We start from the raw sequence: 14263 nt of genomic DNA, 5'->3' as shown, positions 1-14263 counted from the left end.
GGCCAGGTGGAAGACCACCTGACCTATGTTAAAATAATATTGCTCTTTTACTGGCGCTCCCAGAAAGATTCGAACTCTCGGCCCTCTGATCCGAAGTCAGATGCTCTATCCAACTGAGCTATAGGAGCTAAGAGTCACGACTAAAGTCTTTCAGCTATTAATTTTGCTGCCATTTCTTCAGCTATTGCCTCTAATTTTGCTATATCTTCAGCTTTTGGAGTTCCTTTTACTTCTACTGGCTCTCCAACAACTTCGATTCCTTTTAATTCATCTGCGAAAGCTTGGATTCCTCTAACTCCTCCACCACTCCACATCATTGTTCCAAATATTCCAAGATATCTGTTCTTTAATCCATAATTTCCTAATTTATGTAATAATGGTTGAACTTTTGGATATACAGAGTTGTTATGTGCACAAGAACCAATCATAAGTCCTTTGTACTTCCAAATTTCGCTTATAATAAATGTGTGATCTGTTTTAGAAGCATCATAAATCTTAACTTCTTTAATTCCACAACAATTTAGTTTTCTTCCTAATACTTCAGCCATTTTTGCAGTGTTACCATACATACTTCCATATACAATAACTACTCCTTCAGCTTCTGGTTCAAATTTTGCCCAGTTTTCATATAAAGATATAACTTTAGGAATGTCATCTCTCCAGATTAATCCATGTGATGGGCAGATATATTTTAATTCAAGTTTTGCAAGTTTTTTAATAACATTTATTACTTGAACTCCATATTTACCAACTATATTTGAGTAGTATCTTCTCATTTCTCCTTCATAGAAATCAAAGTTTACCTGATCATCAAATATTCCTCCATCTAATGCTCCAAAACTTCCAAAAGCATCATTTGAGAATAATATCTTATCTGTTGTATCATAAGTTGACATTGATTCTGGCCAGTGTACCATTGGCATCATTGCAAATGTTAATTTATGTTTTCCTAAATCAAGGATTTCTCCCTCTTTTACTGTAACATAATTTTCTTCAGGAAAATCAATACAGAATGCTTTTAACATTCCTATTGTTTTAGCATTACCAACGATTTTTACATTTGGAAATACTTTTACAACTTCTTTTAATCCACTTGAATGGTCTGGCTCAACGTGATTTACTACTACATAGTTTAATTCTCTTCCACCAAGGCAATCTACTATCTTATCTAAAAAAGTAGATGCTGATCCAATTTCAACTCCATCGATTACACAAGTTTTTTCATCATCAATAAAATATGAGTTATAAGTAACACCATGTGGTAATGGAATATAATTTTCAAATCTTTCTGTTTTTCTGTCATTAACTCCAATCCATGTTACATCATCTGTTATTTTTGTACAAAAATACATAACTTCCTCCTAAAAATAATTTATTTTTTAAATTCGTCAATAATTAAATTATAGCAATAAAAACTTTGTAACTCTCTATTCTGTATATCATTGTAGTATAATTACCTTATTCTCTCTTAAAGATTTAATTATACCCAACTTAGTTTACTATCATTGAAAAAATACTCTTATATATATAATATTAAACTTATCAAAATATTTCAACCTTTTTATAAAAAATTTTTTCAATAATTGAATTTTTTTTAAAAAACATCAAAAATATGCTATAATGCAATAGGTTGATTGATACCAAAACACTAATTTATACGGAGGTTTATTATGCATCCAGTGCTTTTTTCAATAGGTGGATTAGAAATCCGTTTTTATGGCTTAATGTATGCTATATCTTTTTTCATTGGAATTGAAATTGCTAAATATATGGCTAGGGAAAGAAATTATGATGAAAAGATAATTGAAAATTATGCTTTTGTAGCTATGCTTTCAGGGCTTATAGGAGGAAGACTTTATTATGTTCTTTTCAATTTAAAGTTTTATCTTGCACACCCTTTAGAAATAATTGCTACCTGGCACGGTGGAATGGCGATACACGGAGGAATTATAGGTGGAATCATAGGTACTTTTATCTATTGTTATTTCAAAAAACTTAATCCTCTTATGTTAGGTGATTATGCTGCAGCTCCACTTCTTTTAGGGCAAGCTCTAGGAAGATTTGGTAACTTTATGAATGGTGAAATACATGGAGTTCCTGTATTTACACCATGGAAAGTCATTTTCAATTTGAAACCAATGTTTTACACATGGTATTCAACATATTTAAATGCAGATGCCCTTACAAAAATACAATATAAGAATTTAGTACCATGGGGAATAGTATTTCCACGTTCATCTCCAGCAGGATTTGAATTCCCTGATATACCACTTCATCCAGCAATGTTATATGAACTAATACTGAATTTTATAGGATTTTTGTTTATCTTCTTTATTTTAAGAAAGAAAAAGGATAAAGCTCCAGGATACCTATGGTGGAACTATATTATCATATATAGCATAATTAGAATATTTGTAAGTTTCTTCAGAGCTGAAGATTTAATGATAGGAGGCCTTAGAGCTCCACACGTTGTAAGTCTTGCACTTATCATTTTCTCTCTGATTATGCTAAAAATTGGTAAAAAACAGGAAAATAAATAATAAAAAAGTGCCAGTACATATTGGCACTTTTTTATCTTACAATTATTTTACAAAATTCTCTTGAACCCCGTCATTTATCATAAATTTATTTTTACATTTATCACATGTACACTGTTCATAATACTTTTCAAACTTTTCCAAAAGCTCTTTATCCTCAAGTATTTCCATTATATTTATTGCCATCTTAATTTTTTCGACATTTTCTGCATACTCTGTAAGCATAATATCTTTCATATTAAGAATCATTTTTTCACCACAATACGGGCACTTTACATTTGCTTTTTCCCAAGGCATAGACATAATAAAGCTGTAAGCTAATTTACTTTTCCCCATAAGTGCAAGTATCCCTATGTACATCTCAATTCTATCAAAATTACTTTTAGCTTTTATATAATCAATATTTCTTGTAATAAATTCTATCCCTTTTCTCAATATTATCTCTTTGCTTTCTCTATAAGTTTTTGAAAGCTCAGCTGGAATCTCTTGCTCTTGTTTTGTTTCAGTAGCTATAATAAGCCCCGCAGCCTGAAAAATCAGAAATGTCCAATCTCTATCTGTGTATTTATTTTCAAGAAGTACACAGATATATGGCAAAGAAATATAAGTAGCTGGATGAAATTTCATCCCTGCCCACAGGTTTTCGCATAGATTATCAAATGCCACCCTATACTTATCAGTCTCATTTTGTTTAAATTTATTCAATTTTACTATAGGTTCAACAGGATTTTTTTCTCCAAAAAGTATTTCTACCCATTCTTTAACATTTCCATATTCTCCTAAGTATTCTGACCACAGTCCGGATTCAAATCCTATTAGTTTATTTTTCATATTGCCCTCCAAGTTGCTTATTTCAAGACAAAATATACAATATTACTATATTTTTTATCGTTTACAATCATATTATAACATATTTTTCAGTAAAACAAACAAGAAATATCCATTTAATTTAAAAAACTCCAACATTCTCGTTGGAGTTTATATGCAAGCACTTATTTTTTTAAATTTGGCATTGTTTGTGCTAAGATATCATCAATATTTTTTATTAACTCAGCTTGAGCTTCAACAAATTTGTCAACATCTCCAGTAATTTCAATACCAGTTATTTTATCTCCCTGCTTAATTTCATTTACAATTTTTTGGTCACCTTCTGAAACTACTTCTCCAAATATTGTATGTTTGTAGTTTAACCATCCAGTAGGAACATGAGTTATAAAGAATTGTGATCCATTTGTATTTGGTCCTGCATTAGCCATTGCTAATTTTCCTGGTTTATCAAATACTACACCTTCTTTAAATTCATCTCTAAATTGATATCCAGGTCCTCCAGCTCCAGTTCCTGTTGGGTCTCCACCTTGAATCATGAAATCCTCAATAACTCTATGAAATTTTAACCCGTCATAGTAACCTCTTCTTGATAGCTGTACAAAGTTTGTTACTGTCATTGGAGCTACTTCTGGGAATAATTTTAAATTAATATCTCCTTTATCTGTTTTTATTTTTGCATTTAACACTATATTTTCCACTGTGTTTGCCTCCTTTATTTTTAATTCAACTGGTTTTCTTCTCATAAATCTACCTTGATAGTAATATCCACCAATTATTATAAGTGCCAGTATAATTATTTTTAAATATCGCATACTGCCTCCATATTCTATCATAATAACTAACTTTTTTCCCCTATAATTTTATTTTTTCATAGTTTTATTAAAAGTTTTTAGCATCTCTTCTTTTGATAAAGTACCATAAATTTCATATTGCCATTTTGACTCAAGTTTATTATTTACTATATCAAGTTTTCCTTGAACTTCTAAGACTTTGTTTTCAAGGTCTCTATATTTTTCTCTGACAGGTTGAAGTTTATAGATACATTCCATCTGTTCATCTTCCTGTATAGCATTTTTAAGATCCATAGATAATTTTTCCTCTTCATCTAAAACAATATTAACTTTATCTAAAAGATTATATTTCAGATTTGTAAGTTGTTTTTTTTCATATTCAAAAAGATTTTTTACAACTTCTGCTCCTGAACTATCTTTCAGTTCTTCTCTTTTTTTCAACTGAGTGTTGATAAATTCCTCTGTGAAAGCATTACTCTTCATAATCTCACAAATATACTTATATATATTTTCCAACTTTTCTTTATCTTTTTCTTCAACTGTAATTTCTGAATCCAGCCCTTTATATAATTTCTCATATTTTGAAACTACATCTTTTTCTAAAAGTTCTGCTGCAGAAATTTCTCCATTTTTTTTAAGTTCTTCAACTTTTGTATTTGTTACTGCCAGTACCTGTAGTACTACCTCTTTTGAAAATTTAATAATCTTATCTCTTTCCATTTTTCCCTTTTCTCTCTCCATAATATTGATAATAATAGCACTCTATTCCACCATTATACAATTTTCTATTTTTAGTTGCTTTTCTACCAAAACACTCTTCAAAATTTTTCTTTGATGTGATTATATAGTATGACCATTTAGGAAGTCTCATTCTACATACATCTCCTAAAAGTCTATACAATCTTTCAACTGACTCATCATCCATAAGTCTATCTCCATAAGGAGGGTTTGTTATTAAAGCTCCATACTCTTCATCAGTTTCCAGATCTAAGAAGTTTTTACACTCTAAGACTATATCATCTTCTACTCCTGCTTTTTCAATATTTTTCTTGGCAATTTCAATAGTAGCCTCATCAATATCTGATCCAAATATTTTTACCTCTTTATCATAGTCTTCCATTGAAAAAGCATCATCTCTTACATCTAACCAATCTTTTTCAGGAATAATATTCCATTTTTCAGATGCAAAGTTTCTATTGCTTCCTGGTGCTATATTTCTAGCTATCATTGCTGCTTCTATAAGAAGAGTTCCTGTACCACACATTGGATCCATCAAAGGAATCCCTCTTCTACTCCATCCTGACAGGTATACTAGAGCTGCAGCCATTGTCTCCTTTATAGGAGCTTCATTTTTTATAGCTCTATAACCTCTTTTGTGTAATGGATCTCCACTTGTATCTATCATAACTATAAAAGTATCTTTATTCCCTTGAATCTTTATAGCATATTTAGCTCCATCTTCATAGAAATAATCTTTATGATACTTTTCTTTTAATTTTTCTACTATGGCCTTTTTTGTAATACTTTGAATATCTGATTTTGAATATAATTTACATTTCACAGAGCTTACCCAGCTAACAGGAAATTCCCCATTTTCAGGTATTACATCTCCCCAATTAATTTTTTTAATATTATTGAAAAGTTGTTCAAAACTTGTTGCTCTAAACTCTCCCATTTTTAAAAATACTCTATCAGCGCATCTAAGATGAATATTTGCTTTTGCTATATCCCTTACAGTTCCATCAAATTCCACTCTTCCATTGAATGCATTGACATTTTCAAAGCCAAGCTCCTTACACTCATCTCTTACTATACTTTCAACTCCCATAGTTGCTGAAGCAATTAAAGTTACTTTTTCTAACATTCTTTTTCCTTCTCCTCTTCTTTCCTTAAACGGTTATGATATACAAGTTTTATCATTGCAAAAACTGGAACTCCAAAAAACATTCCAATTGGACCAAATAAACTTCCTCCAATAAGCACTGATACCACTATCCAAAATGTACTCATACCTACGCTTTCCCCAACTATTTTAGGTCCTATTATCCATCCATCTACTGCCTGTGCTATAACTATTGCCAGGAATAAAAATAACAGTTTATAGGGTTGTGCAAGAGCAACTAGGAAAATTGCTAAAAGTCCTGCTATAATAGACCCTACATATGGAATCATATTTCCCACTCCCATCATTACTCCTGTAAGCATTGCATAGGGAGTACCTGTTATAAACATAACTGCAAAAGTAATAAAACCAACTGCTATTGATACCACAATTCTACCACAGACATATTTAAGCAAAATATCTCGCGACTTTCCAAGAAATACCATAAAATCATTACCTTTTTGTTTTCCAAAAGTAAGTTTTACAATATTCTCTAAAAAAGACGAAAAATATTCTTTACTAAATAAAATGAGCACTCCTAAAAATACTCCTATTAAAAACTTAGTTAAGGCAACAGTCCACCATACAATATTTAAAAGTGCTGAAAACCCAACTTCCTGAATATACTTTGTATTTTTCTTAACAAAATCAATCATACTCTTTTGAAGTTCAACTTCACCTATAACTATTAATCCTTTTCTCTTCAGGTAATTTATTACCTCTTCTGTATATCCCTCTATTTTATCCTGCATCATTGGAAGTTTAAGATACAAATCTTTAATACTTTTTCCCAATTCAGGTGCAACAATCCCTATAAAACCTGCTATAAGCAGTATAAGAATTATTAAAGTAAGAAGTATTGCAAGAACTCTTTTAAGTCTCCATTTCGTTTCAAAAAAAGTGACTATAGGTTCCAGGAAAATAGCTATAAAAAAGGCATATATTACTGGAATTAAATATCCAACATACTTTTCATAAATCATTGCAACAGTTTCATACTGTTGTAAAAAACTTTGTATCAATATAAGCACAACACCTATAAAAATAATTTTTACTCCTTTACCCTTCCCCTCCATATTTTCACCTCTATCTTACAATATAATCAAGATCCTCATTATCATCTTTTCCATCTCCAACCACTTTTATTAAAAGTCTATCAGGAACTCCTATGATAACCTCTCCTGGGTCTTTTATCCATCCTCTTTTTACATTAATCTTAAGAGGAGAATTAGAACTTGTTACCCTTACCATATTGTCTTTAAACTTTACATTTACTCCACCTAAATTTGTATCTACAAAAAGATCTTTTTCTTCTTCCTGTAGCGGATATGTATATTGGAGTTTTCCATCTACATATATTTCAACACGTGAAGCTTTTTCGTGACTTAAGCTCGTTATTTTCAATCCAACCAATGAAAAAAAGGCTATAAAGAAAATATATATTATCAGGTCACCCATTTTAAAATATTTTGGTCTTCTTTTCATCTCTTCTCCTAAAGTGCTGTTCCTATTTTCTCACCCATGTAAACTTTTGTCTCTATACCTTTTTTAGTATTCTCTATAAGATCAGCATCAATTTTTATTTTACCTTTTTCAAATACAAGAACTACTGTTGATCCTCCAAAAAAGAAATATCCCTTTTCACTTCCTTTATCAACATGTGTATTTGGTGTATAAGTCTGTTTAATTCCCCCAACCATAGTAGCTCCAATTTCCACTATTGCAATATCTCCAAAATTTTTAGTCTCCAATATAGAATATTCTCTCTTATTCTCACATAATATTCTGAAATTCTTTCTTATTGCATGGGTAGATACTGAATAGTAATCTCCATTTATTAGATGTGACGGTCCAATTTTTCCATCTGCTGGGAAATGAAATCTATGATAATCAACAGGTGCTAATCTTACTATAACAAATGCACCATCTTCATATTTTTTAGCAAGATTCTCATCTCTAAAAAAGTCTTTTAATGTAAATTTATCTCCCTTTACATAAAACTCTTTCTCTTTATTTAAATTTTCAAAAGCAAGAATTTTTCCATCTGCTGGAGTGACTACTGCATTTTCATCATAGTCAATCTTTCTTGCTCCTGGCTTAAGTTCCCTATAGAAAAAATCATTAAAAGAGGTAAACTCCTCTAATTTTTTCTTAGCTTCAGATATATTTACCCCTGCTTCTGCAATAAAACCAGGTATTTTTTTCACTGATTCTTTTTTATCCATAGACTTTCCATACCACTCTGTAAGAAATTTCTTTCTAACTACAAATTTTAAAGGAAGCTCTCCTAATGGATTATAGTATAAAAACTTTAAATACTTCTCTCCAGGAACCTTCTCTGTTAAAATTTCACCTGTTTTTCTCTCTATATAATCTATTTTCTTAAATTCCATATTTTCTCCTTTTAAAAAATTATTGGTATTTTAAACAACTTATGGTATATAATCATAATAAGCTTATAATTATATTTAGGAGGATGTCTCATGAAAAAAATCGCACTTATAGCACATGACAACATGAAAGAAGATCTTGTTGAATTTGTAAAAAAACATGTTGATTTCTTTAAACAATACCCATTAGTTGCAACAGGAACTACTGGTAAAAAAATTATTGACGCAACTGGTCTTGATATTTGCAGATATCAATCTGGACCAATTGGTGGAGACCAGCAAATTGGAGCAGATATTGCTACAAACCAAATTGAAGTGGTTTTCTTCTTTAGAGATCCATTAACTGCCCAACCGCATGAACCTGATATCTCTGCACTTATAAGACTTGCAGATGTACATAAAATACCAATAGCTACTAATAAATCTACTGCAGAACTTATTATAAAAGCTTTAAAAACTAAATAACATTTCAAAAGGCTGACTACAATATTAACTCTAAATAATTTTCTAATATTATAAGTCAGCCTATTTAATTCTATTCAATTTCAGACTTTATACTTTTTATCAAATTATATTTTAAACTTAGTAAATCACTTGATAAATCCACCTTATATTTATGTGGATTTTCCAATCTTTTTCTCTCTTCTGATATTTTTTCAAGACTCTCTAAATAATATTTTTGAGAACCTAAAATATCAAATAACTCTTCATATTCAGACTGGATAATCTCACCTTTATCGATATATTGTCTTGTAAGTTTCTTTATTGTATATTGATTTTCTTTAAGCTGGCTATATTTAAAATCATATTTTTCATCTCTAATTACAAGATCTTTTCCATGGATAAGAAGTTCTTTATCCTTATCATTTCTTACTAATGTTATAAGATCTGCATATGCAAGTCCACTTTGGTCGTAGATTCTATATACCTCTTTAAAACCTGGATTTGAAATCTTAACAACATCTTCAGATAATTTCATAACTGGGTTGCCATCTATTTCAACTATTTTATATACTCCACCAAAGCATGGGTTTGATTTGCTTACTGCTATTTCATCTCCAACACCATATACATTTACACAAGCTCCCTGCTCTTTTAATGATCTTATCAATTCCTCATTTAATGAATTTGTTAAGAATATCTGAGCCTTTTTAAACCCAGCTGCATCTAAAAGTGCTCTACATCTCTTAGAAAGATATGCAAGGTCACCTGAATCTATTCTTACTCCATAAATTCCAGGATATGAATCATCTATTCCACACTCTTTAAATGCTTCAATTGCATTTTGTATTCCCATTCCTAAAGTGTTATATGTATCTATAAGCAGTATTAAAGTATTTCCTTTTCTATTTACTCTATGTTTTATAAAAGTTTTAAATGCCTCTTTCTCAGCAGCACTTCCCACTCCAAAAGATTGAACATAAGAGTGTGCCATTGTTCCTACACTTTTAATTCCATATTTATACTCAGTTACCATATTAGAGTGACTTGTACATCCTCCAATTACTGCAGCTTTATTTCCTGTTACAGCACTGTCAAATCCATGTGCTCTTCTACTTCCAAAAGCTGAAACCTGAACTGGATAAGCAGCTCTTGTTACTCTTGAAGCTTTTGAAGCTATTGCCATTTCCATATTTATAATATTTAATATAGGTGTTTCTAATATTTGTGCCTGAATTAAAGGCGCTTTTATAGTTATAACAGGTTCATTTGGATACGCTATCTCTCCATCTCTCATAGCATATAACTCCCCTGTAAATTTCATCTTAGATAGATAGTCTATAAGCTCTTCAGATTCTATCAATTTTGAAAAATATTCTCTTTTTTCCTCTTCAGGAGTAGTATTAAGTATCTCAATTAAATTGATTACCTCTTGCACTCCAGCAACTACTGCAAATCCTCCATCAGCAGTTTTTCTGAAAAAAACATCAAATACCGCTATCTTTTCTTCCATATTTTCCATTAAAAAAATATCGCTTTCTGTATATTGGTATCTGTCAGAATTTAGTACTCTTGCAAACTCTGTCAGAATTCTTGGTTTATTCATTCTATCGCTCCTTAGTACTTTATAAAGATATTTCCTTATAATTATAACATTTATTCGCCCTTTTTTCTATTGTATTCTTACATTTTAGTAAAAATAATGGTATGATGTTAAATGTATAACAATAAATATTTGGAGGAAATTATGAGAGCTGTAATACAAAAAGTAAAATATTCATCTGTTTCTGTAGATGAAAAAATCGTAGGAAAAATAGATAAAGGATTTATGATATTATTAGGAGTTACTCATGAAGATGGGGAAAAAGAGGTAGAATGGTTAGCTAAAAAGATAAAAGATTTAAGAATCTTTGAAGATCAGGATGGAAAAATGAATCTAAGCCTTGAAGATGTAAAGGGAGAAGTTCTTATTATCTCACAATTCACTCTTTATGGAGATTGTATAAAAGGACGTCGTCCTAGTTTTACACAAGCAGCTAAACCTGATATGGCAAATGATTTATATGAAAAATTTGTTGAAAAGTTTAGAAGTTTTGGAATTAAAACTGAAACTGGTATATTTGGTGCAGATATGAAGGTTGAACTTTTAAATGATGGACCTGTTACAATGATAATAGATACAAAAGATGTAGCATCACTTAATAAATAAAAAAAGCTGGAGAGATTATTTCTCTCCAGTTATTTTATCTATGTAATCTCCCATTCTCTCTTCTAACCAATAATAATCCTTGTCTAATTGAACATATCCTACATGTCCCCCATATTTTGTAATTTGTAGAGTTATATTTGGATTATTTTTACTCTCTTCTTTTGGATAACAGCTTTCAGACATTATAGGATCATCTTCTGCCATAAGTATTAGAACTGGCAATTTAATATTTTTTATCACTTTATTTGCACTTACATTTTCATAATAATCAATAGCATCTCTATATCCATATTGTGGAGCTGTATATAGATTGTCAAAATCTTCTATAGTTTTTGCATTCATTGCATCTTGAAGATGTTTTTCCTCAGGGAAAAGTTTTATTTTTTCTGCCATTTTTCTTTTCAATTTCTTTAAAAAATAATTTCTATAAATTGAGTTACTTTTTTTATCAAATGTTCTTGAACTTCCAAGTGCATCACATGGAGCTGATACAGCAATACCACATATGATATTATCATTTATATTTTTTTCTCTTCCCAGGTAATTTAACACAAGTCCTGCTCCTAAACTAAATCCCGCTATTACTACTCTTTCATAATCTTTTGTTTTTTCAAGTACAGTATGCAAATCTTCAATTTGACCCATGTTATAAAATTTGGGTTTTCTGTTCATTTCTCCACTGCATCCACGATAATTCATAGCTAGAACATCCCACTTTTTCTTAGTAAAATATTTTCCTATTCCCTTAATATAATTACTTCTTGAACTTCCTTCCAGTCCATGACATAAGACTAAAAGATTTTTACTACCATTTTTTAACCAGTCAATATCTAAAAAATCCCCATCTGGAGTTTCAATTCTTTCTCTTTCATATTCAATCTCCACTTTTCTAAAAATTGTTGGATAGCAAGTACTAATATGTCCATTTTTAAATAACAGACTTGGTTTATAATCCATTTTTTCCTCCTAATTTTTTAATTGTTATTATCTCTTTTCAATCTATTCTCTTGACTTTTTAACATTATTCTAGTATCTTCAAATAGAGGGCAAAGTCAAAAGGAAGGAATACTTATGAAAAGAAAAAAACTATTTTTAATACTGTTTCCGCTTTTTTTAGGTGTAATCATCTACCTTATTTATAGAAGCAGAAATCTTTTTTATTTTAAAATAATAGAATCACATTCTATTTTTCATACACCAGTAATATCTATAAGAGAGTTTGCATGGAATTACAGAAAACTTTTTCCATTGTGGGTGGTTTACTCTCTCCCAGATGGATTGTGGCTTTTCTCTTTTGGTGCCGCTCTTTTAATAGATAGAATATTTTTTTATTTCCATTTTTTTCTCTTTACAGGGATATATATTTTTATGGTTATTTTTGAATTTGTTCAAAAATTTTTGGGTGGTCATGGAACTGTTATAGGTACCTACGATCCATTAGATATTCTTTTTTTTACCTTTGGGTATATAGGCATATCAATTATAGCTAAATATATGCACAAAGCTCAAAATATTCCTTTAGAAAAAATAACTCTTAAGAACAAAAGAAAAGAATTTCTATATGATATAAAGATAATTATACTCTTTATAATTCTTGCTCTATTCCCTGTATTGATATAATTTCAAATATCATTTCAATTATAGCGAATATGTAGCTCTTTTACAACCTAATAAAAATATACTGTGATATTTTATATTAATTAATATACTTTAAATAAAACTAAAATTTTAGACAAATATATGTTATAATCTGTAATATATATTGAGAGGTGAGTGTAACAAAATGGTAAATAAAGGAATTGTCAAAAAAATAGATGGGGACAAAATTACTGTAAAACTGTATAAAGACACTGCTTGTTCTCATTGTAGCGGATGTAGTGGAGATAGCAAATACGGAAAAGATTTTGAATTTGAAACTGATAAAAAGGCTGAAATTGGAGATACTGTGACTTTTGAAATAGCTGCTGGAAAAGTTATAAAAGCTGCTTCAATAGCTTATATTCTTCCAGCTGTAGCAATGATAGTTGGTTATTTCTTTGGAAATAAGATACTTAGTTTAAATGAAAATATGAGTATTCTATCTAGCTTTATCGGATTATTCCTATCTTTTGTATTTCTTTTCCTATATGATAGACTTGTAATTAAGAAAAGAAAAAATTCAGAAATTGAAATTATCTCAATAGAAAAAGAAGATACTTCAAATATGATTGATAGCTGTAAAAATAAAGAAAACTGGTAAAAGTAAAGAGGTTGTTGCATTTTGCAACAACCTCATTTTTTATTTTTCAATTGGAACTTTTAAAATATACATAGCTTCAAAAGGATTCTTTTGAAAAGCTGGTCCTGATACAATATTCACTATTATATCTCCATTTACTTTATACTCTTTTCTATTTTCTTCTATCCACTTTAATACTTTTTCAATGTTTTCTTTAACACTTTCAAATTTTCCCTGACATATAAGACAGATATATTTTCTCATTGGCACAATATATCTATTTTTACAATCTTCAAATTTTTTAAGAACAACAAGTTTATCATATTCAAACTTTCCATTTTCAAATTTCTTATTATCCACTGTAAAGGCGTATAATCCTATTGGTGCAAGAGATTGATTAATTCTTACCAGATAACTGTCAAGCTCTTTAAAAGCTGTAGATATACCCTCATAAGAGTTCCTGTCTACTATGTCTGAATATATTCCATCAATTTGTGTTTCCTCTTCAAAAAACTTGTCAACTTCATTTTCTAACTGAATAAGATACTTCATCTGTGAAGCATTTTCCTTTAACTCTTCCTGCAGATTTTTAAGTCTTTCTATCTCTTTATCAGTTTCCTCTATCATTTTATCCATAAGCTTTAATGTATGAGAATAGCTTAAATTTTGCAAATGACTTTTTATAGATGCATTATTAAATCCAAGTTTTTTAAGATGCACAACCATTTTTAATATTGGTATCTGAAATAATCTATAATATCTATAGTTTGTCTCTTCATCTTTGTAATAAGGTTTTACTATTCCTTCTTTATCATAATATCTCAAAGTAGAAATAGGCATCTGTGTTATTTTTGAAACTTCCCCAATTGTTAAATAATTTTCCATAATTTCCTTTCCATCCTGAGATTTTATCTCACTTTATGTTTCTTTTAACTATACTATAATTAAAATAAAAAAGCAAGTGAGT

General features: G+C 29.8%; 16 protein-coding genes and 1 tRNA gene. 5 read left to right on the top strand and 12 right to left on the bottom strand.

Annotated elements, in window-relative coordinates; translation table 11 throughout:
- Positions 1-51: 51 nt before the first annotated feature.
- A tRNA-Arg gene (locus tag IX290_RS09035) sits at positions 52-128 on the bottom strand.
- A 12-nt stretch (positions 129-140) separates the two neighbouring features.
- Complete coding sequence (locus IX290_RS09030; RefSeq protein WP_211492889.1) at positions 141-1352, bottom strand: FprA family A-type flavoprotein; 1212 nt, start codon at positions 1350-1352, stop codon at positions 141-143.
- A 318-nt stretch (positions 1353-1670) separates the two neighbouring features.
- Between IX290_RS09030 and lgt the strand changes: the two genes are divergently transcribed.
- Positions 1671-2540: a prolipoprotein diacylglyceryl transferase gene (gene lgt, locus IX290_RS09025; protein WP_211492888.1), complete on the top strand. Its 870-nt coding sequence runs from the start codon at positions 1671-1673 to the stop codon at positions 2538-2540.
- A 42-nt stretch (positions 2541-2582) separates the two neighbouring features.
- Here lgt and IX290_RS09020 read toward each other — a convergent pair whose 3' ends face one another.
- From IX290_RS09020 to IX290_RS08990, 7 genes are all read right to left on the bottom strand, one after another.
- Positions 2583-3368, bottom strand: a complete 786-nt coding sequence (locus IX290_RS09020; RefSeq protein WP_211492887.1) for a hypothetical protein — start codon at positions 3366-3368, stop codon at positions 2583-2585.
- Positions 3369-3529: 161 nt separating this feature from the next.
- Complete coding sequence (locus tag IX290_RS09015; RefSeq protein ID WP_349290756.1) at positions 3530-4054, bottom strand: peptidylprolyl isomerase; 525 nt, start codon at positions 4052-4054, stop codon at positions 3530-3532.
- Between the two features lie 171 nt (positions 4055-4225).
- Positions 4226-4897 (bottom strand): hypothetical protein, encoded by a 672-nt coding sequence (locus IX290_RS09010; RefSeq protein ID WP_211492885.1) that lies wholly within the window; start codon positions 4895-4897, stop codon positions 4226-4228.
- Complete coding sequence (locus IX290_RS09005) at positions 4863-6020, bottom strand: class I SAM-dependent RNA methyltransferase (RefSeq protein WP_211492884.1); 1158 nt, start codon at positions 6018-6020, stop codon at positions 4863-4865. Before IX290_RS09005 ends, IX290_RS09010 begins: the two co-directional genes overlap by 35 nt.
- On the bottom strand, positions 6014-7114 hold the full coding sequence (locus IX290_RS09000) for an AI-2E family transporter (RefSeq protein ID WP_211492883.1): 1101 nt from the start codon (positions 7112-7114) through the stop codon (positions 6014-6016). Before IX290_RS09000 ends, IX290_RS09005 begins: the two co-directional genes overlap by 7 nt.
- Positions 7115-7124: 10 nt before the next feature.
- Complete coding sequence (locus IX290_RS08995; protein WP_211492882.1) at positions 7125-7523, bottom strand: NusG domain II-containing protein; 399 nt, start codon at positions 7521-7523, stop codon at positions 7125-7127.
- Positions 7524-7531: 8 nt separating this feature from the next.
- Positions 7532-8431, bottom strand: coding sequence for a phosphatidylserine decarboxylase (locus tag IX290_RS08990; protein WP_211492881.1), 900 nt, complete (start codon positions 8429-8431; stop codon positions 7532-7534).
- A 90-nt stretch (positions 8432-8521) separates the two neighbouring features.
- Between IX290_RS08990 and mgsA the strand changes: the two genes are divergently transcribed.
- Positions 8522-8893 (top strand): methylglyoxal synthase, encoded by a 372-nt coding sequence (gene mgsA, locus IX290_RS08985; protein ID WP_211492880.1) that lies wholly within the window; start codon positions 8522-8524, stop codon positions 8891-8893.
- A gap of 70 nt (positions 8894-8963) precedes the next feature.
- On the opposite strand, the gene IX290_RS08980 is transcribed toward mgsA, so the two are convergent.
- Positions 8964-10475, bottom strand: a complete 1512-nt coding sequence (locus tag IX290_RS08980) for a nicotinate phosphoribosyltransferase (RefSeq protein WP_211492879.1) — start codon at positions 10473-10475, stop codon at positions 8964-8966.
- Between the two features lie 141 nt (positions 10476-10616).
- Between IX290_RS08980 and dtd the strand changes: the two genes are divergently transcribed.
- Positions 10617-11078: a D-aminoacyl-tRNA deacylase gene (gene dtd, locus IX290_RS08975; protein WP_211492878.1), complete on the top strand. Its 462-nt coding sequence runs from the start codon at positions 10617-10619 to the stop codon at positions 11076-11078.
- Between the two features lie 15 nt (positions 11079-11093).
- Here the strand turns inward: dtd and IX290_RS08970 are convergent, their stop codons facing one another.
- Positions 11094-12035 carry an alpha/beta fold hydrolase gene (locus IX290_RS08970; protein WP_211492877.1) on the bottom strand — a complete coding sequence of 314 codons (942 nt, stop codon included), beginning with the start codon at positions 12033-12035 and terminating at the stop codon, positions 11094-11096.
- A gap of 114 nt (positions 12036-12149) precedes the next feature.
- On the opposite strand from IX290_RS08970, the gene IX290_RS08965 reads away from it, so the two are divergent.
- Together IX290_RS08965 and IX290_RS08960 are read left to right on the top strand one after the other, a co-directional pair.
- Positions 12150-12698, top strand: a complete 549-nt coding sequence (locus IX290_RS08965) for a hypothetical protein (protein WP_211492876.1) — start codon at positions 12150-12152, stop codon at positions 12696-12698.
- A 163-nt stretch (positions 12699-12861) separates the two neighbouring features.
- Entirely contained in the window at positions 12862-13317 is a 456-nt protein-coding gene (locus IX290_RS08960) for a SoxR reducing system RseC family protein (RefSeq protein WP_211492875.1), read from the top strand.
- Positions 13318-13356: 39 nt separating this feature from the next.
- Here IX290_RS08960 and IX290_RS08955 read toward each other — a convergent pair whose 3' ends face one another.
- A complete protein-coding gene (locus IX290_RS08955) occupies positions 13357-14181 on the bottom strand; it encodes a MerR family transcriptional regulator (protein ID WP_211492874.1) in 825 nt (274 codons plus the stop codon).
- Between the last annotated feature and the right edge of the window lie 82 nt (positions 14182-14263).

This window comes from Fusobacterium sp. DD2, from assembly GCF_018205345.1.
GTDB lineage: Bacteria > Fusobacteriota > Fusobacteriia > Fusobacteriales > Fusobacteriaceae > Fusobacterium_A.
This window is presented reverse-complemented; position numbering and strand designations above follow the sequence as displayed.

Coding starts and splice junctions, on each gene's coding strand:
- IX290_RS09030 (WP_211492889.1), bottom strand. CDS start 1,352: ATGTATTTTTGTACAAAAATAACAGATGATGTAACATGGATTGGAGTT.
- lgt (WP_211492888.1), top strand. CDS start 1,671: ATGCATCCAGTGCTTTTTTCAATAGGTGGATTAGAAATCCGTTTTTAT.
- IX290_RS09020 (WP_211492887.1), bottom strand. CDS start 3,368: ATGAAAAATAAACTAATAGGATTTGAATCCGGACTGTGGTCAGAATAC.
- IX290_RS09010 (WP_211492885.1), bottom strand. CDS start 4,897: ATGGAGAGAGAAAAGGGAAAAATGGAAAGAGATAAGATTATTAAATTT.
- IX290_RS09005 (WP_211492884.1), bottom strand. CDS start 6,020: ATGTTAGAAAAAGTAACTTTAATTGCTTCAGCAACTATGGGAGTTGAA.
- IX290_RS09000 (WP_211492883.1), bottom strand. CDS start 7,114: ATGGAGGGGAAGGGTAAAGGAGTAAAAATTATTTTTATAGGTGTTGTG.
- IX290_RS08995 (WP_211492882.1), bottom strand. CDS start 7,523: ATGAAAAGAAGACCAAAATATTTTAAAATGGGTGACCTGATAATATAT.
- IX290_RS08990 (WP_211492881.1), bottom strand. CDS start 8,431: ATGGAATTTAAGAAAATAGATTATATAGAGAGAAAAACAGGTGAAATT.
- mgsA (WP_211492880.1), top strand. CDS start 8,522: ATGAAAAAAATCGCACTTATAGCACATGACAACATGAAAGAAGATCTT.
- IX290_RS08980 (WP_211492879.1), bottom strand. CDS start 10,475: ATGAATAAACCAAGAATTCTGACAGAGTTTGCAAGAGTACTAAATTCT.
- dtd (WP_211492878.1), top strand. CDS start 10,617: ATGAGAGCTGTAATACAAAAAGTAAAATATTCATCTGTTTCTGTAGAT.
- IX290_RS08970 (WP_211492877.1), bottom strand. CDS start 12,035: ATGGATTATAAACCAAGTCTGTTATTTAAAAATGGACATATTAGTACT.
- IX290_RS08965 (WP_211492876.1), top strand. CDS start 12,150: ATGAAAAGAAAAAAACTATTTTTAATACTGTTTCCGCTTTTTTTAGGT.
- IX290_RS08960 (WP_211492875.1), top strand. CDS start 12,862: ATGGTAAATAAAGGAATTGTCAAAAAAATAGATGGGGACAAAATTACT.
- IX290_RS08955 (WP_211492874.1), bottom strand. CDS start 14,181: ATGGAAAATTATTTAACAATTGGGGAAGTTTCAAAAATAACACAGATG.